Annotated in this window: 18 protein-coding genes; 7 read left to right on the top strand and 11 right to left on the bottom strand. The window is 70.5% G+C overall.

Features of this window, described 5'->3' with window-relative positions; all coding sequences use genetic code 11:
- Window positions 1-5: 5 nt before the first annotated feature.
- Together L3i22_RS14860 and L3i22_RS14855 are read right to left on the bottom strand one after the other, a co-directional pair.
- A complete protein-coding gene (locus L3i22_RS14860; RefSeq protein WP_221327553.1) occupies window positions 6-995 on the bottom strand; it encodes an ABC transporter permease in 990 nt (329 codons plus the stop codon).
- Window positions 996-1001: 6 nt separating this feature from the next.
- Window positions 1002-2675, bottom strand: coding sequence for an ABC transporter substrate-binding protein (locus L3i22_RS14855; protein ID WP_255658236.1), 1674 nt, complete (start codon window positions 2673-2675; stop codon window positions 1002-1004).
- A 214-nt stretch (window positions 2676-2889) separates the two neighbouring features.
- On the opposite strand from L3i22_RS14855, the gene L3i22_RS14850 reads away from it, so the two are divergent.
- Window positions 2890-3498, top strand: coding sequence for an SGNH/GDSL hydrolase family protein (locus tag L3i22_RS14850; protein ID WP_221327551.1), 609 nt, complete (start codon window positions 2890-2892; stop codon window positions 3496-3498).
- 713 nt (window positions 3499-4211) lie between these two features.
- On the top strand, window positions 4212-5009 hold the full coding sequence (locus tag L3i22_RS14845) for a hypothetical protein (RefSeq protein WP_221327550.1): 798 nt from the start codon (window positions 4212-4214) through the stop codon (window positions 5007-5009).
- Between the two features lie 303 nt (window positions 5010-5312).
- Here L3i22_RS14845 and L3i22_RS14840 read toward each other — a convergent pair whose 3' ends face one another.
- Entirely contained in the window at window positions 5313-5906 is a 594-nt protein-coding gene (locus L3i22_RS14840; protein ID WP_255658235.1) for a bifunctional 2-polyprenyl-6-hydroxyphenol methylase/3-demethylubiquinol 3-O-methyltransferase UbiG, read from the bottom strand.
- A gap of 47 nt (window positions 5907-5953) precedes the next feature.
- A complete protein-coding gene (locus L3i22_RS14835) occupies window positions 5954-6511 on the bottom strand; it encodes a cysteine hydrolase family protein (protein ID WP_221327548.1) in 558 nt (185 codons plus the stop codon).
- A gap of 198 nt (window positions 6512-6709) precedes the next feature.
- On the opposite strand from L3i22_RS14835, the gene L3i22_RS14830 reads away from it, so the two are divergent.
- Complete coding sequence (locus tag L3i22_RS14830; RefSeq protein ID WP_221327547.1) at window positions 6710-7690, top strand: LacI family DNA-binding transcriptional regulator; 981 nt, start codon at window positions 6710-6712, stop codon at window positions 7688-7690.
- A gap of 10 nt (window positions 7691-7700) precedes the next feature.
- On the top strand, window positions 7701-8294 hold the full coding sequence (locus L3i22_RS14825; protein WP_221327546.1) for a GNAT family N-acetyltransferase: 594 nt from the start codon (window positions 7701-7703) through the stop codon (window positions 8292-8294).
- A gap of 75 nt (window positions 8295-8369) precedes the next feature.
- Here the strand turns inward: L3i22_RS14825 and L3i22_RS14820 are convergent, their stop codons facing one another.
- Window positions 8370-8804 (bottom strand): HPF/RaiA family ribosome-associated protein, encoded by a 435-nt coding sequence (locus tag L3i22_RS14820; protein ID WP_221327545.1) that lies wholly within the window; start codon window positions 8802-8804, stop codon window positions 8370-8372.
- A 52-nt stretch (window positions 8805-8856) separates the two neighbouring features.
- The gene (locus L3i22_RS14815; protein ID WP_221327544.1) at window positions 8857-9951 is read right to left on the bottom strand and encodes a low specificity L-threonine aldolase; all 1095 of its coding nucleotides are present in this window, start codon (window positions 9949-9951) and stop codon (window positions 8857-8859) included.
- A gap of 92 nt (window positions 9952-10043) precedes the next feature.
- On the opposite strand from L3i22_RS14815, the gene L3i22_RS14810 reads away from it, so the two are divergent.
- Both L3i22_RS14810 and L3i22_RS14805 read left to right on the top strand, forming a co-directional pair.
- Window positions 10044-10373: a multidrug efflux SMR transporter gene (locus tag L3i22_RS14810; protein WP_221327543.1), complete on the top strand. Its 330-nt coding sequence runs from the start codon at window positions 10044-10046 to the stop codon at window positions 10371-10373.
- A 101-nt stretch (window positions 10374-10474) separates the two neighbouring features.
- Window positions 10475-10969 (top strand): TetR/AcrR family transcriptional regulator, encoded by a 495-nt coding sequence (locus L3i22_RS14805; protein WP_221327542.1) that lies wholly within the window; start codon window positions 10475-10477, stop codon window positions 10967-10969.
- A gap of 53 nt (window positions 10970-11022) precedes the next feature.
- Here the strand turns inward: L3i22_RS14805 and L3i22_RS14800 are convergent, their stop codons facing one another.
- Window positions 11023-11616, bottom strand: a complete 594-nt coding sequence (locus tag L3i22_RS14800; RefSeq protein ID WP_221327541.1) for a TetR/AcrR family transcriptional regulator — start codon at window positions 11614-11616, stop codon at window positions 11023-11025.
- A 53-nt stretch (window positions 11617-11669) separates the two neighbouring features.
- Between L3i22_RS14800 and L3i22_RS14795 the strand changes: the two genes are divergently transcribed.
- Complete coding sequence (locus tag L3i22_RS14795) at window positions 11670-12101, top strand: cupin domain-containing protein (RefSeq protein WP_221327540.1); 432 nt, start codon at window positions 11670-11672, stop codon at window positions 12099-12101.
- Window positions 12102-12279: 178 nt separating this feature from the next.
- Here L3i22_RS14795 and L3i22_RS14790 read toward each other — a convergent pair whose 3' ends face one another.
- The 4 genes from L3i22_RS14790 to L3i22_RS14775 all read right to left on the bottom strand — a co-directional run bounded on the left by L3i22_RS14790 (window position 12280) and on the right by L3i22_RS14775 (window position 15743).
- Entirely contained in the window at window positions 12280-12909 is a 630-nt protein-coding gene (locus tag L3i22_RS14790; protein WP_221327539.1) for a putative glycolipid-binding domain-containing protein, read from the bottom strand.
- 278 nt (window positions 12910-13187) lie between these two features.
- Window positions 13188-13802 carry a hypothetical protein gene (locus L3i22_RS14785; protein WP_221327538.1) on the bottom strand — a complete coding sequence of 205 codons (615 nt, stop codon included), beginning with the start codon at window positions 13800-13802 and terminating at the stop codon, window positions 13188-13190.
- 205 nt (window positions 13803-14007) lie between these two features.
- Window positions 14008-14622 carry an FMN reductase gene (locus L3i22_RS14780; RefSeq protein ID WP_221327537.1) on the bottom strand — a complete coding sequence of 205 codons (615 nt, stop codon included), beginning with the start codon at window positions 14620-14622 and terminating at the stop codon, window positions 14008-14010.
- Window positions 14619-15743 carry an LLM class flavin-dependent oxidoreductase gene (locus tag L3i22_RS14775; protein ID WP_221327536.1) on the bottom strand — a complete coding sequence of 375 codons (1125 nt, stop codon included), beginning with the start codon at window positions 15741-15743 and terminating at the stop codon, window positions 14619-14621. Before L3i22_RS14775 ends, L3i22_RS14780 begins: the two co-directional genes overlap by 4 nt.
- Window positions 15744-15865: the final 122 nt, after the last annotated feature.

Below are 15865 nucleotides of genomic sequence, written 5' to 3'. Positions count from 1 at the left end.
TCCCCTCAGGCGCGGGCGCGGGTGCGCGGGTCGATGACCGAGTACAGGAGGTCGACCAGCAGGTTCGCGCCGAGCACGGACAGCGTGATGACCAGGAAGATGCCCTGCATGAGGGCGTAGTCGTTGCTGCCGACCGCCTGCAGCAGCGCGGAGCCGATGCCCGGGTAGGAGAAGACCGCCTCGGTGACGATCGAGCCGGCCACCACGAAGCCGAGCGAGATGGCGAAGCCGGAGACCGACGGCAGGATCGCGTTGCGCGCGGCGTACCGCCGCATGATCCGGCCCGGGCGCAGGCCCTTCGCCTCGGCGGTGAGCATGTAGTCGTCGCTCAGCGTGGAGACCATCATGTTGCGCATGCCGAGCATCCAGCCGCCGACGCTGGACAGCACGATGGTGATCGCCGGCAGCGCGCCGTAGTAGAGCACCGAGCCGATGAACGGCCCGTTCCAGCCGGGCGTGACGTTGTAGACGTCGTAACCGCCGTTCAGCGGGAAGACCGGCCAGATGCTGCCGAACGCGAAGAGCAGGATCAGGGCCAGCCAGAAGTACGGGACGGACTGGAACATCGTGGTGACCGGGATGAGATTGTCCAGCCAGGAGCCCCGCTTCCAGCCGGCGACGGTGCCGAGACCGACGCCGGCCAGAAACGAGATGATCGTGGCGAGACCGATGAGGCCGATCGTCCAGGGCAGGGTCTGCTCGATGATCGAGGAGACCCCCGCGGGGAAGAACGTCACCGAGGTGCCGAGATCCCCGTGTGCCAGGTTCCCGAGATAGTCCAGGTACTGATTCCACAGCGACTCGCCGCTGTCGGTACCCAGCATGGCCTCGACCGAGGCCCGCATCTCGGGGGTGACCGGCCCGCGCTGACCCAGCCTCGAGATCAGGATCTCGACCGGGTCGCCGGGCATCAGGCGCGGGACGAAGAAGTTCACCGTCAGCGCCGCCCAGAGGGCGACCAGGTAGAACCCCGACTTGCGAAGCAGGTAGCGCATGGTGGGTTACTTCGCCGGCTGCAGGTTGGTCAGCACGATGCCGTTGTCCCACTGCTTCCACGAGGCGGGCAGGGCGTACTTGTTCTCGTTGGTCGGCCAGCCGGTGGCGTGGCTGGTGTTGAACTCGGTGAGCATCGAGTTGACGTAGATCGGGATGTACGGCATGTCCCGCACGATCTCGGTCTGGATGATCCCGTACTGCGTCTTCTGGATGGCCTCGTCGTTCGTGGCCGCCGCCGCGTCGACCGCCGCGTCCACCTTGGCGTTCTTGTACCGCGCGTAGTTGCCGCTCGGCGGGGCCGCCTCGCCGACCTTCTCGGTGGTCTTGCTGGAGTACTTCAGGTAGGTGGCGTACGGGTTCGGCGACGCGCCCAGGCCGATCGAGTCCAGCGACAGCTGGTACTTGCCCTGCACCTGGTTGTTGTTCCACTCGTTCCAGGACAACTGGGTCGGCTTCAGCTCGATGCCGATCTCCTTGAGCTCCTGGGTCATCGCGTCGTTCAGCGAGATGTAGTCGCTCCAGCCGGTCACCGTCTGGATGGTCAGCGACAGCTTCGCGCCGCCCTTGACGCGGATGCCGTCGGAGCCCTTGACCCAGCCGGCCGCGTCCAGCAGTTGGTTCGCCTTCGCCACGTCCGGGCCGGCCGGGGTGTTCAGGTCGTTCGGGTTGGCGATCCAGGCCTTGTCCCGCTTCGGCGGCAGCATGGTCGGTGAGGCGGTCTCGGCGAAACCGCCACCGGCCAGCTTGTTCAGCTGGTCCCGGTTCAGCGCCCAGTAGATCGCCTGCCGGACGGCCAGGTCGGTCTGCGGGCCCTTGCAGCCCAGGTCGGCGCCGGAGCACGCGAAGATCGACGTGGTCATCGCGGGGGTGTTGACGTACGTCAAATTCTTTTGATTCTTGAGAAGTTGATCCAGACCCGGCAGGAACGCGCTCATCCAGTCGACCTGGCCGGCGGTCAGCGCGGCGCTCGCGGCGTCGGCGGTGGCCAGCGCGATGTAGCGGACGTTCTGGATCTGCGGCTTGCCGGGCTGCCAGTAGCTCGCGTTCTTCTCCATCACGTAGCTCTGCGCGGAGAACGTCTTCAACTTGTACGGGCCGGTGCCGACCGGGTTCGGGTTGATCGTCTTCGCCGGGTCGGAGATCTTGCTCCAGACGTGCTCGGCGATGATCGGCGTGTTCGCGATGACCGCGGCCTCGTCGGTGAACGACGGCTTGGTGAAGGTCAGCACCGCGGTCTTGTCGTCCTTGGCCACCGAGGAGGCCAGGCTGACGCCGGTCGAGTTGAGCGCCTTGTTCTTGCTGATCAGGTCGAACGTGTAGGCCACGTCCTTGGCCGAGAACGGCTGGCCGTCCGACCACGTGACGCCCTCGCGGACGTTGATGGTGAGGACCTTGCCGGCCGTGTCCCAGGCGTAGCCGGTGGCCAGCATCGGGGTCGGCTTCGCCTCGGCGGCGAAGTTGTACCAGTACAGCGGCTCGTAGATGAGGCCGTTGGTGGGCTGCAGGAACGTCGGGGTGAAGGGGTTCCAGTTCTCCACGATCGTGCCGGTCGAGCCGTTGAAGATGGTGATCGAGCTGTTCGCCGCGTTCTTCGGGGCGTCGGTGCCACCGCCGCCGCTGGAACAGCCGGCGACGGCCAGGGTCAGCGCGGCGGTCGCGGCCACCGCGGCCCTCGTCATCGCTCGCGTCGTCGCTCTCGTCATGGTCAACATATGGGGATACCTCGATCGTCGCTACCGGTCCGGCGACACCCGCGCATGCCCAGCCCACCGCGAGGGTCCACCACTGCCGGGGCCATTATTAAGTGGCTTAAGTTTGCAATGTCAAGAGTGGATGTCGGGTCGTCGCTCGGTGCGTCATTTCCCGACACACGTGGAAACGGGGAGGGTCCGGATGGGCAGTTCATCGACGGGGATCACGGTGGTGTGCACCGGGGACAGCGTTACCGACTGTGGGCGGCGGGAGGATCCGGAAGGGCTCGGGGACGGGTATGTGCGGCTGGTGGCGGCGGCCGTCGGGGCCCGGGTGATCAATACCGGGGTGGGTGGGGATCTCTCGTCCGACCTGGCGCTTCGGTGGGCGGAGGACGTGGTGGCGCACTCGCCGGACGTCGTTTCCGTGTTGATCGGGATCAATGACGTCTGGCGGCGGTACGACGGGGGTGGGGTGGTGACCGGGGCCGCGTCGTTCGAGCGGAATCTTCGGGGGATGTTGGAGCCGCTCTCGGCTCGGCTGGTGCTGATCGAGCCGTTCGTGCTGCCGGTGACGGTGGAGCAGGAGCGGTGGGAAGAAGAGGATCTCGGGGCCAAGCGGGGGGTTGTCCGGGGGCTGGCCGCTTCACTGGGGGCGGTGTTCGTGCCGGCTCAGGAGATTTTGGGGGCGGTGGCGCGGGGTGAAGGGGCGGAGCGGCTGGCCGCGGATGGGGTGCATCCGACTGCTCGGGGGCATGAGGTGCTGGCTGGGGCGTGGTTGGAGGCGGTTCCTCGGGAGTGGCTCGGCTAGCGGTTGGCCGGCGCTCGGTCGCCGCCCTGCCGCCGCTCGGTCGCCGGGAGCGCTTCCATGGGCGATGCTTTTGGGGCGATTTGCGTGGAGTAGCGGTGGCTGCACGGCCGACTACTCTCCGTTTGAACTCATCGTGGTCGATACTCGTATCTCAGGGCACCAAACCCGGGGGACGGGAAGAGGAAGACCTGATGAGCGATCGTCCACGTATCGACCTGGACATCCTGCGCAGCATCACCGACCGACTACGCCGCGCTAATGAGGCGGCTCGGAGAATTGCCGGGCCGGAGCGGGTTCTGCCGCCGATGAATGCTGCGGAGTCGGCCGCGCCCCTGGCTCGCCGCATTCGGCGGGCCCAATGAAGTGTTCCCGCGCTCCCGGCCCGGGCGCTCGATTCCCGGCGCTCGGCTCGGATGCTCGTTTCTGCGCTCCCGGCCCGGATGCTCGTTTCCGCGCTCCCGGTTCGGGCGCTCGATTCTCGACGCTCGGCTCGGATGCTCGTTTCTGCGCTCCCGGCTCGGGCGCTCGATTCTCGGCGCTCGGCTCGGATGCTCGTTTCTGGAGTGCTCGGTGAGCCGTTCGGACAGTCCGCTCGCTCTCGCCCGGCTACGCCGGTCGGCGGGCAGGCGGCGGCACGGTGTCACCGGCCTCCGCCGGTCGGCGCGCAACCAACTTCGCAACCAGCTCAGCTCCGCCCACCCCCGGAAGACGCGATGACTCTCTACTTCGACCTGCCGCGCACCACCGCGCTCCCCGCCGACCCGTCACCGTGGCGGAACTACGAACCGTCACCGCGCCTGGTCCACGCGGCCGTCGGCAGCGGCCTGCTGGCCGTCCTGGTCCTGGCCGCCGGCATCTGGTCGCTGATCCTCCGCGACCCGGCCGCCGCACTGGCCTGCGGCGTAGCCGTGCTGGTCCTCGGCCACCTGTTCGGCCTGCTGCTGAACCTGTGGGTCCACCCGCAGAACACCGGCGACCGGATGCGCATCGCCGGGATCGACGACGGCAGCCCCGGCCTCACGTTCGCCTACTCCGGGCGGCTCTACTACTGGTACGCCGGATTCCTCACCCTGCTCACCCTCGCCCAGATCGCCCTGGCCCTCGACACCCCGGTGCTCGCGGCGGGCGCCGTACTCACCGGCGGAGCCCTGCTCGTCGTGCTCCGCCACGCCCCGGGCCGGCTGGCCATCACCCCGGACGGTGTCTACCACCACGGCGTCTGGGCCCAGCAGTTCATCCCGTGGGAAGCCGTCGCCGACATCGTGGCCGGCGAACACGCCCACATCCCGATCATCGCCGTGCCCGCCGTCCCCTCCCCGGAGACCCGGACCCGGCGCTCACTGTTCCGAGCCCCGGAGCAGATGACGATCCAGGTCCCGTGGCTGGCCACCGACCCGGCCCTGATCCTGCAGGCGATGCGCTGGTACCACGCCAACCCGTCCCACCGCTTCGAACTCTCCTACCACATCGCCGTCGACCGAACCCGCCAGCGAGCCTGGCACCTCCACTGACCACCCCCACCCACTGACCAGCCCAATCCACGGCCCACACCAACCCACGGCCCACCCACGCCGGCCGCCGCAACCCAACGCGACCACCGGCGTGGTGCGCCCGCCGGGCCAAACCTCAGCCGCCACCGCCCGCTCCGCACCCGGCCCCGCACGCCTCGCCCCACCACACCCAGCAGCGCGCAGCCTCGCATCGTCGCGCAGCCTCGCACCGCGCTGCCACGCCGCCACTGACAGCGCCGCCACTCGCCGCCGGTGAGCCGCAAGCCGGCGCGAACCCTCCCGGCCCTCCTTGACCAGCGTGGATCAGGGGTGGCGCAGGAGTGCCACCAAGAAGTCCGCCTCCGGTGTGAAGGGCCGCACGTCCCAAGTGCTCAACAACAGGTCCGGCATCAGCCCGGCCGTCGTCACATCGGCCAGGAACTCGTCGAACGGATAGCCCCGGCCCGCGCCGAACCCCACCGCCACCCGGCCGCCCGGCGCCAGGTGAGCCGCGAACCCGCGAAGAATGTCCACCCGGCTGCCCGGCGCCGCGAAGGTCATCACGTTCCCCGCGCAGACGATCGCGTCGAACGGCGGCCCGGGCAGCGACAGCTCCGCCAGATCACCGACCAGCCACTCCGGCCCGGGATGATCCACCACCGCGGCGGCGATCAGCTCCGGATCGAGATCGACCCCGGTCACGTCGTGCCCGAGGGTGGCCAGATGGCCCCCGACCCGCCCCGGACCGCACCCCGCGTCCAGGATCCGCGCCCCGCGCGGGACCAGCGTGTCCACCAGCCGCGCCTCCCCCACCAGGTCCGCCCCGGAGGCGGCCAGGTCCCGGAACCGCTTGATGTACCACTGCGAATGCCCCGGGTCCTCGGCGAGCTTGCGCAGCCACCCGTTCTGTACCGTCACGTGATTCCTCTGTCCGGTGCGCGTCCCCAAAAGATGATCATCCCGCATCAGGCCGCCACGAAGCTCACCTCCGCGGTCCCGGCCGTCCCGGCGACCCGGCCCGGCCCGTCCTGCCAGCCCCAGTAGAGGTTGAGGTGGGAGATCACCTGGTCCGGCGGGGGCGCGCCCCACTCGGTCAGGTCCTCGGTGGTGTGCGCGTCGCTGACCAGCGTCACGTCATAGCCCCGGGTGAACCCGCCGTGGATGGTCGAGCGGATGCACGCGTCCGACTGCGCGCCCGCGACCACCAGCCGCCCGACGCCGCGCTCGGCGAGACGCTCCTCCAGGTCGGTGGCCTCGAAAGAGTCCCCATACGTCTTGTGCACGACCGGCTCACCCGCGCCGCGGGGAAGATCATCCACGAACTCCCACTGCGGGCTGTCGATCGGCAGCTCGTCGGACGAGTGCTGCACCCAGATCACCGGCACGCCCTCGGCGCGCGCCTTGCCGACCAGGGTGGCGATGTTGGCAACCACGGCGTCACGCTGGTGGGCGCCGGCGAGCACACCGTTCTGCACGTCGATGACCAGCAGCGCGGTCGCGGGCCGGCCGGACAGAGTAGTCACGAGAACCTCCGGGACGAGCAGCGGCGAAGTCGGACCAACCCTAAATCGGCCCACCGACATTTTCCGGCCGGGAAGCCGAGCCTGTGGACAACCGCCGGACCAGAAAAGTTATCCACAGGCGGTCAGCACGATCTTGAGATTTCCGGCAACAATCGCCGAGCACGAGGAGCCAAGACCAAGGAAAGGAGGATCAAAACCATGCTTGACGTACGAGTTGGGCTGGCCGACGTGGCACGCCGGGCCGGCGTCTCCCCCGCCACCGCCTCGCGGGTGCTCTCCGGGTCCGGCCCGGCCTCGGCCACCAGCCGAGCGGCGGTGCTCGACGCCGCGGCCGAGCTGGGCTACCAGCCACATCCGGTCGCCCGCCAGCTGGCCCGCCGGAGCGGGACCCGGGTCGTCTTCGCGGTGCGGGACGCCCGCCCGGACATCCTGCGCGATCCGTTCGTCACCCGGGCCACGGCCGCCATGGCCGCGGCCCTCGATCCGTACCAGATCGGGGTCTCCCTGCGCCGAGTCGGCCTGGACTGCGCGGCCGAGCTGGCCGAGCTCGCCTCGGATCGCGGCCTGGCCGCGATGGTCCTCGCCGGGCACGACCGTGAGCTGCTCGCCCACCTGCCGTCCCGGCTGCGCGGGCGCACGGCCACGATCGGCACCGGCGGCGCCGACGTCGACAGCGCGGCGGGCGTCGGCGCGCTGCTCGCCCATCTCCAGGCGCACGGCCGTCGCCGCATCGCCCTGGTCGCGGGCCCGTCATGGCTCGCCGCGTCCGCCCCGCCGGTGGCCGCCTACCGGGAGCTGGCCCGCGCGGCCGGGCAGCCGGTCCGGCTCGTCCGCGGCGACTTCACCAGCGCCCGGGGGCGCGCCGCAGCCCGGTCGATCATGCGGCGCTGGCCGGACACGGACGCGATCGCGGCGGTCAGCGACGCCACCGCGCTCGGCGTCATGCAGGCGCTCGCGGCGGCCGGGATTCGTGTGCCGGACGACGTCGCGGTGACCGGTTTTGACGATGCCCCGCCGGCCGCCGCGGCGCATCCGGCGCTGTCCACGGCCACCCATCCGGTCGAGGAGATCGCGGCCGCCGCCGCGCGGGCCGCGCTGGGCGGGTCCCCGCCGGTCACGCTGTTCCCGAGTAAACCGAGGTTCCGGAGGACTTGCGGTGGAAGCGCTTCCACGCCCTAGCCTGCGGGGCGTGCCTGAGATTCGTCCCTACCGGCCGGCCGATCTGGCCGCCGTCTACGACATCTGTGTCCGCACCGCCGACCTCGGCGGGGACGCCCGGGGGAGGTATTCCACCGACGAGCTGATGGGCGACCTGTTCGCCGGGCCGTATGTGCACCTCGAACCGGACATGGCCTTCGTCGTGGACGACGGCGGCGCCGCGGTGGGGTATGTGGTCGGCACCGCGGACACGGCCACGTTCGTGAAGCGCTACCGCGACGAGTGGATCCCGCTGATCGGCGAGAAGTATCCGGTGCCCCCACCCCCGCCGCGCACCCCCGAGCAGGACATGGTCGCGCTGCACTTCCACCCGGAGCGGATGATCGTCGCCGAGCTGGCGGATCACCCGGCGCATCTGCACATCGACCTGCTGCCGCCGTACCAAAGAAGGGGTTTTGGTCGGCAGTTGATCGATGCCTTCGTGCGGAAGGCCCAGGTCGGGGTGCATCTCGGCATGGTCACCACGAATGTGCGGGCGCGCGCGTTCTACGACCGCGTCGGCTTCACCGAGCTGCCGGTCCCCGACCCGGGGCCGATCACCTATCTGGGGCGGCGAGCCGCCTGACGGCTGCGAGCCGTCCGGCCTACAGCGCGAGCCGCCCGGCAGCCGCGAACCGGGTTAGAGCAGCCGCCGACCGGGCTAGAGCAGCGAGCCGCTGGACGGCTGCGAGTCGTCGGACAGGTGGGCGCCGTCGGCCGGGAGCGGCTCGTCCAGCGGGTGCGGGACGTCGCGCAGGTGCCGGTTGTGGCGCGGCTCGTGCTTGGTCTTGGCGTCGTTGAGGCGGCGCTTCAGGTCGTCGCGCACGTCCATGATCGCCGCGTGCAGGTCGTCCTCGGACGACGTGACGACCAGTTTTTCCCGGCCACCGATGGTGGCTTCCATGGTCACCTTCTGACCGGGCGACTCCCGGTCCTTCACCGAGATGTAAAGCGCGGTGCTGTCGGCGTCAAACGCGGCGAGCCGGGCGTCGAGCGGGGTGAACTGCTCGGCGATCCAGTTGAGGTCGCCCTGGGAGAATCCGGCGCCCACCCGCAGACATTCGTCGACGGTGGCCGGGTTGGCGACTGCGCTCATCGGAACCTCCTGCATCCGGTGAAAATGGGACGCCCCTCCACTACCCAGCCGATCAACCTTGAACCCGGTCCAGGAGCCTAAGTCCGGTTTCGATCACATCTCGCGCGGTCCATTCGAGCGCCGGCGCGAGCACCGAGAACTCGGTCATCGCCCGCCCCGGGACCTCGGTGTCCCGCCAGCCGCCGGCGAACCACACCTTCTCCTCGGCGGCCATCGCGAGCACGGCGTCGTTGAGCCGGGCGGCCGGGAACGGCAGCCAGACGCGGAACTGGTTGGTGTGCGGCGGCTGCGGAAACACCAGCGCGCCGGGCAGTTCGGCGAGCGCGCCGGCCACCGTCCGGGCATGCCGCACGTAGTCCGGGACACGCGGCAGCTCGCGCTCCAGGCCGCTGATCGCGGCCAGCGCCGCCGGCCACTGCTGGAACAGCAGGCCGCCGTAGCGGTGCCGCCAGCTCCGGGCATACGCGACGAAGGCGGTGCTTCCGGTCAGCGCCGCGCCGCTGAGGCCGCCCAGGGTCTTGTAGAACGAGACGTACGTCGTGTCGGCCAGGCCGCTGATCTCCGGCAGACCCCGGTTGAGGTACGGCGTCGACTCCCAGATCCGCGCCCCGTCGAAGTGCACCCGGGCCCCGATCTCGCGCGCCGCCAGGCAGGCGTCCCCGAGCTCCGGCCAGGTCGGCAGCACGAATCCGGCGTCGCGCATCGGCAGCTCGAAGACCACCGTCCCGACCGGCTCGGCCAGTGCCATGATCTCGGTCGCGGTCGGGTTCCGCGGCGCGGCGGTCGGGTGGACCGAGCGCAGCCCGGTCAGGTCGGCGTAGGCGCGGCGCTCGTGCACCTCCTGATGCCCGAGCGGGTGCAGCGCCACCACGGGACGCCCGGTCACCTCGGCGCCGTAGCGGAGCGCGACCTGCTGAGCCATCGTCCCGGTCGGGAAGAACACCGCGTCGTCGGCGCCGAGCAGGCCCGCCACCCGCTCCTCGAGGTCCCGGATCGGCCCGTCGCCGTAGAAGTCCGGCATCAGCTCGGGGGCGGCGGCCTCGCCGAACTCGGCCAGCTTTTCCCGTACGGACATCGGCCGCACCCCGGAGAGCACCCGGTCACTTCCGCGCATCGCGGCGATCCGCCGCGCCCAATCGTCAGCCACCGATGGATGGTCCCAGACTTTTCCGGTTCGCGAATCCCGGGCACTATCTTGTACGATCGTACTTGTACGTTCGTACAAGATGAGGTGTCGCAGTGCCGTACGTCCTTCTCGCTCTCGCCATCGCGTGTGAGCTCCTCGCCACCAGCCTGATGAAAGCCACCGACGGCTTCAGCCGGCTCTGGCCCACCGTGGCTGTCCTCGCCGGTTACGTCATCTCGTTCATCGCCCTGTCCCAGGCCATCAAGGGCGGCATCCAGGTCGGCATCGCCTACGCGATCTGGTCCGCGGTCGGCACCGCGGCGATCATCGTGATCGGCGCGCTCTTCCTCGACGAGCCGGTGACCCTCGCTAAGGTGGGCGGAATCGTCCTCATCATTGCGGGAGTCGTGATGCTGAACCTGACCGGCTCGGAAGCACATTGACCAAGCCCTCCCCCGGCGCGCCCTCCGCGGAGGCTCCGGAGCGCCGGCCCCAGCGTGCCCGGGATCCCGAGGCACGGCGGGCCGCGCTCGCGGTGGCGACCATGGAGGTCATCGCGGAGAACGGCGTCGGGCGGACCACCCACCGGGCGGTCGCGGCCCGCGCCGGGCTTCCGCTCGGCGCCACCACGTACTACTTCCCCACGCTCGACGACCTGATCGCGGCCGGCCTGCGCCACGCCACCGACCAGCTCCGCACCGACCTGGACGAGTGGGCGCAGCGGCTGGCCGCGGCCCCCGACATGCCGGCCGAGCTGACCGACCTGACCAGGGAGTACCTGGCCGACCGCCAGCAGGTGCGGATCGAGTACGAGCTGTGCGTCACCGCGGCCCGGGACGCCGCGCTACGCCCGATCGCGGAGACCTGGATGGACGGCCTGCCGGAGATCCTCGCCCCCGCGGTCGGCTCGGACGCGGCCCGGGACATCTGCGCCCTGCTCGACGGCATCATCCTGCGCGCCCTGGTGATGGAGTCCGACCTGGACGCCCCCGGCCTGACCCGCGCGATCCGCCGCCTGATCCCGGCCGAGGCTCCCTGAGCCCGGCGGTTGAGGCCGCCTGAGCCAGGCGGCCGAGGCGCCTGGCCCGGCGGTCAGGGCCGGCTGATCAGGGCGTGGACGCCGTCGACATACGTCTGACGGTCGATCTCGCCGATCAGGATCCGCTGCAGGATGTAGCCCTGGACCAGCCCGAAGATGGCCGCGCCCACACCGAAGGCATCCGCCTCGGGCGGGAGCTGGCCGGCGGCCTTGGCCCGCTCGGCGGCGCGGACCATCCGCTCGCGGATCCGGGAGTAGACGTCGCGCACCACCGCGGCGATCTCGTCGTCGAAGGTGGCCTCACCCCAGACCTGGACCGCGATCACCACCGTCTGGCCCGCGGTCAGCGTCGTCTCGACCTGCCCGATCACCTCGTCGAGGAACACCGGGAGCGGCGGCATCGGGTCGAGCGCGAGCAGATTGTCGAGAATGCCGGTGACCTCGCCGATCTTGGCGTTGGTGATCGCCATGATCAGCTCGTTCTTGCTCTTGAAGTAGCGGTAGAACGCCCCGACCGAGAGATCGGCCTCCTTGATCACGTCCTGCATCGACGTCTGGTGGAAGCCGTTGCGCACGAAACAGCGCACCGCCGCGTCGACGATCTGCTGGCGGCGGGCGGCGAGGTGGGCTTCCGAGACGCGCGGCACCGGGCCAGCCTACCGCGCAAAACGAACGGTCATTCCGACCGTAGACTGCGACCATGAGCGACCGACCGCCGCTGGCCGAGCAGTTCGACATGCAGCCACACCCGGAAGGCGGCTGGTTCCGGGAGACCTGGCGGTCTCCGATTGCTTTCAAACCTGAGGGGTACGCGGGTGAGCGCGCCACAGCCACAGCGATCTACTTCCTGCTCCACCCGGGCGAGGAATCGGCGTGGCACGTGGTGCGGTCGGACGAGCTGTGGTTCTGGCACTCCGGCGGCCCGTTGACGCTCACCCTCGGCGGCACCGGTGAGCGGCCGGGCGCCGAGCAGCCGCTGCTGCTCGGTCCCGATCTCACCGCCGGCCAGCAGCCGCAACTGCTGGTGCCGGCCGGCTGCTGGCAGGCCGCCGCCCCGGCCGGCGACCAGCCGGTCGTGGTCAGTTGCGTGGTCGCGCCGGGCTTCGAGTACGAGGACTGGCGCCTGCTCTGACCCGGCATGACCGGGCCAGAGCACTCCGAACGGAAACCGGCGGCCCGCGTCGATCGGTGATCCGGGCTGATGGCCGGATCACCGGCGGCCGGATCACCGGCGGCCGCGCTCCGAGCCGGTGGCCGGATCACCGGCGGCCGCGGTCCGGGTCGCCGCCGGTCGCGGTCCGGTGGGTGGGTCAGCGCGCCAGGCGCAGGCGGCCGGCCTGGTAGACGACCGTGCCCGCGTCGTCCAGTTCGAACGTGGCCGCCGGCCAGTCGCCGGTGATCCGCAGCCGCTGCGGGCTGACCAGGTGATACGTCACGGTCCCGGCGACCACCGCCAGGGACGGCACCTGCACCCGGACGACCGGCACGGTGACCGGGCCGCCCTTCACGGTCAGGCCGAGGTGGCGGATCGCCCAGGAGACGAAGATCGGGGAGTCGGCCAGGCGCAGGGTCGCTGCCGGGTCGAACGTGTCGAGCTGCTCGGTGCCCGCGAACGGCAGGTCACCCGCGTCGCCGGCGTGCTCCGCGCGGCAGGTCCAGCCGGACTCGGCGCGCTCCAGCCGCAGCTCCCGCCGCCAGCCGTCGCCCTGGCACGTGACGTGCAGCGACTTCACCTCGGAGGCGGGCGTCAGCTCGGCGTTCCAGCTCAGCGAATACGCCGTCGCGCCGGCGACGATCACCGATCCGCTGGGCCGCGGGCCCTGCGGGAACACGAGCTCGGTACCGACCTTGTCGGTCCGCTGCCAGGCGAGCGGAACGACGGGCAGATCGGCGCGAGGCCGTTCCGCCAGGGCTGATCCCCGTGCGCCGGTCGTGGTCATAGCGCCTCCTTTGCCGCTATCCGGTTCTTTATATTTGCATTGTGCAAACGCTCGCGTCCGCGAATCCACCCCTCCGGGGTGGTCCCGGTACAACCTTCGGTTAACGGACGGCCTCCATCAGGGTCGACCCCCGAGACCCGCCCACGCAAGCGGAACCGACGGCCCGGATCGGGTAGAAGTCCTGCCCACCGTCGGTGTGTCGCACACCATACGACCGCCCGGCAAACCGCCCGCGAGCAGGGGTACCTCCAAGATCATGAGCTGGCTCCGGTCACCGGTCAGTGCTGACCACGGGCCGCGAAGAGATTGAGGACGGCAACTGCCGCACCACAGCAGAGCAGCGTGAGCGCCGCCAGCGACGCCACCACCGCAATCACCGAACGCGACGCCCGCGACGCCACCTCCACCCCCGGCGGGGAGCCCTCTTCCAGGGCCGCCAACGTCACCGCAGGCCCCACCTGCTCGCCACCGGAACCTGACGCCGCCGGCCGATCCCCGGCCGCACCCGACGCCGCCAGCCGATCCCCGGCCGCACCCGACGCCGCCAGCCGATCCCCGGCCGCACCCGACGCCGCCAGCCGATCCCCGGCCGCACCCGGCGCCGCCAGCCGACCCCCGGCCGCACCCGGCGCCGCCAGCCGACCCCCGGCCGCACCCGGCGCCGCCGCCGCTGGCCCTGACCGATCCCCGACCGGGCTCAACGGCGCCACCGCCGGCTGCGGGCGGTCGCCGACCGGGATGGGCACGGTCGGGCGAACGTCCGCAGCGGGCACGGGCCGACCCCGGGGTATCGCGATCAGGTGATGCCGGACCACGGCCGGCGCGGGGCGACCACGCGGGACGGCGATGAGGTGGCGCCGAACCACGGGCGGGTCCGAGGTGGAGATGCCCACGGATCCACCATTAGCAACGCAACGTGCGATCGTCGATGCGGTGCGTGTGCCAACCCGTGGGCGGGGCAATGGCCGTACCCAAGGAAAAGCCAGCAAACCGTGACAGGCGCGGCGGCCTGAAGCCCAGCGCAGAGCGGCGGCCTGGCTGTGAGGCCAGGCCGCCGGCGTGGAGCGGGATTTCTGCGTCGCGGGGTGAGGGGGCGGGTCAGAGAGACTTGAGCATGTCCGCGAAGGATTCGGTGAGGGCGAACGGGTCGGTGACCGTCGCCGGCTCGCGGCGCTCCATCTCGCGGGCCAGTTCCGCGGCGGCGCGCTCGACGCGGCCGCGCAGTGGGCCCTCGACCGAGTTGGCGCCCCAGTCGTCGCTGGCCGCGAAGACCGCGGTCGGGACCGGAGTCGCGCGCAGGTAGGCGAACAGCGGCCGCAGCGCGTGCTCCAGCACCAGTGAGTGACGGGCCGTCCCGGCCGTCGCCGCCAGCAGGACCGGCTTGTCGACCAGCGCGTCCTTCTCCAGGACGTCGAAGAACGACTTGAACAGACCGCTGTAACTGGCGCTGAAGACCGGGGTCACCACGATCAGCCCGTCGGCCGCGGCGACCGAGTCCTGCGCCTGCTTCAGCGCGGACTGCGGGAAGCCGGTCAGCATGTGGTCGGTGATCTCGTGGGCTAGGTCGCGGAGCTCGATGACCTGGACCTCGACGGTGACGCCGAGCTGGGCGGCGGCCCGCCCCGCCGCCGCGGACAGCTGGTCCGCGAGCAGGCGGGTGGACGACGGCTGGCTCAGGCCGGCGCTGATCACGACGAGGTTGCGCTGCTTCATGCCTGAACACTCTCTTCGATGAGCTCGGTCGCGACCTGGGTCTCGGCGTTCTTCTTGGCGGCGAGCAGGGACGCGTGGGTCGGCGCGTCCGGCACGTGGGCCGGCTTGAGGGCGGCGAACTCCTTGCGGAGCACCGGGACGACCTCGGAGCCGAGCAGGTCGAGCTGCTCCAGCACGGTCTTCAGCGGCAGGCCGGCGTGGTCCATCAGGAACAGCTGGCGCTGGTAGTCGCCGACGTACTCCCGGAAGCCCAGGGTGCGGTCGATGACCTGCTGCGGGCTGCCGACGGTCAGCGGCGTCTCCCGGGTGAAGTCCTCGAGGGACGGCCCGTGACCGTAGACCGGGGCGTTGTTGAAGTACGGCCGGAAGTCCTTGATCGCGTCCTGGCTGTTCTTACGCATGAACACCTGGCCGCCGAGACCGACGTAGGCCTGGTCGGCGGAGCCGTGGCCGTAGTGCGCGAACCGCTCGCGGTAGAGCTTCACCATCCGCTCGGTGTGCGACGCCGGCCAGAAGATGTGGTTCGCGAAGAAGCCGTCACCGTAGAAGGCGGCCTGCTCGGCGATCTGCGGCGAGCGGATCGAGCCGTGCCAGACGAACGGCGGGACGTCGTCGAGCGGGCGCGGCGTCGAGGTGAACGACTGGAGCGGGGTGCGGAACTTGCCCTCCCAGTCGATGGTGTGCTCGCGCCACAGCTTGTGCAGCAGCGCGTAGTTCTCGATGGCCAGCGGGATGCCGGCCCGGATGTCCTTGCCGAACCAGGGGTAGACCGGGCCGGTGTTGCCACGGCCGAGGGTCAGGTCGACGCGGCCGTCCGCGAGGTGCTGGAGCATCGCGAAGTCCTCGGCGATCTTCACCGGGTCGTTCGTGGTGATCAGCGTGGTCGCGGTGCTGAGCTGCAGCGTCGTGGTCTGCGCGGCGATGTAGGCCAGCGTGGCGGTCGGCGAGGACGAGAAGAACGGCTCGTTGTGGTGCTCACCGAGCGCGAAGACGTCCAGACCCACCTCCTCCGCGTGCTTCGCGATGGTGACGATGTCCTTGATGCGCTCGGCCTCGGTCGGAGTCTTCCCGGTGGTGGGGTCGGTGGTGATGTCGCTGACGCTGAAGATGCCGAACTGCATGACCCGCTCCTGAAACCCTCGGCCGGGGTTCTGACGTCCCGGACTGCCTCGCACAACGTTGTTGACGGGGAAACTATTTCAGATTCAAACAACTTCGGCTGCGGCGCGGGTCACAGGACCGG

The sequence above is a fragment of the Actinoplanes sp. L3-i22 genome, assembly GCF_019704555.1.
In the GTDB taxonomy this organism is placed as follows: Bacteria; Actinomycetota; Actinomycetes; order Mycobacteriales; family Micromonosporaceae; genus Actinoplanes.
Note: the sequence above shows the minus strand (reverse complement) of the source record. Positions and strands in the feature narration are given on the sequence as shown.

Coding starts and splice junctions, on each gene's coding strand:
- L3i22_RS14860 (WP_221327553.1), bottom strand. CDS start 995: ATGCGCTACCTGCTTCGCAAGTCGGGGTTCTACCTGGTCGCCCTCTGG.
- L3i22_RS14855 (WP_255658236.1), bottom strand. CDS start 2,675: ATGACGAGGGCCGCGGTGGCCGCGACCGCCGCGCTGACCCTGGCCGTC.
- L3i22_RS14850 (WP_221327551.1), top strand. CDS start 2,890: ATGGGCAGTTCATCGACGGGGATCACGGTGGTGTGCACCGGGGACAGC.
- L3i22_RS14845 (WP_221327550.1), top strand. CDS start 4,212: ATGACTCTCTACTTCGACCTGCCGCGCACCACCGCGCTCCCCGCCGAC.
- L3i22_RS14830 (WP_221327547.1), top strand. CDS start 6,710: ATGCTTGACGTACGAGTTGGGCTGGCCGACGTGGCACGCCGGGCCGGC.
- L3i22_RS14820 (WP_221327545.1), bottom strand. CDS start 8,804: ATGAGCGCAGTCGCCAACCCGGCCACCGTCGACGAATGTCTGCGGGTG.
- L3i22_RS14805 (WP_221327542.1), top strand. CDS start 10,475: ATGGAGGTCATCGCGGAGAACGGCGTCGGGCGGACCACCCACCGGGCG.
- L3i22_RS14795 (WP_221327540.1), top strand. CDS start 11,670: ATGAGCGACCGACCGCCGCTGGCCGAGCAGTTCGACATGCAGCCACAC.
- L3i22_RS14790 (WP_221327539.1), bottom strand. CDS start 12,909: ATGACCACGACCGGCGCACGGGGATCAGCCCTGGCGGAACGGCCTCGC.
- L3i22_RS14780 (WP_221327537.1), bottom strand. CDS start 14,622: ATGAAGCAGCGCAACCTCGTCGTGATCAGCGCCGGCCTGAGCCAGCCG.
- L3i22_RS14775 (WP_221327536.1), bottom strand. CDS start 15,743: ATGCAGTTCGGCATCTTCAGCGTCAGCGACATCACCACCGACCCCACC.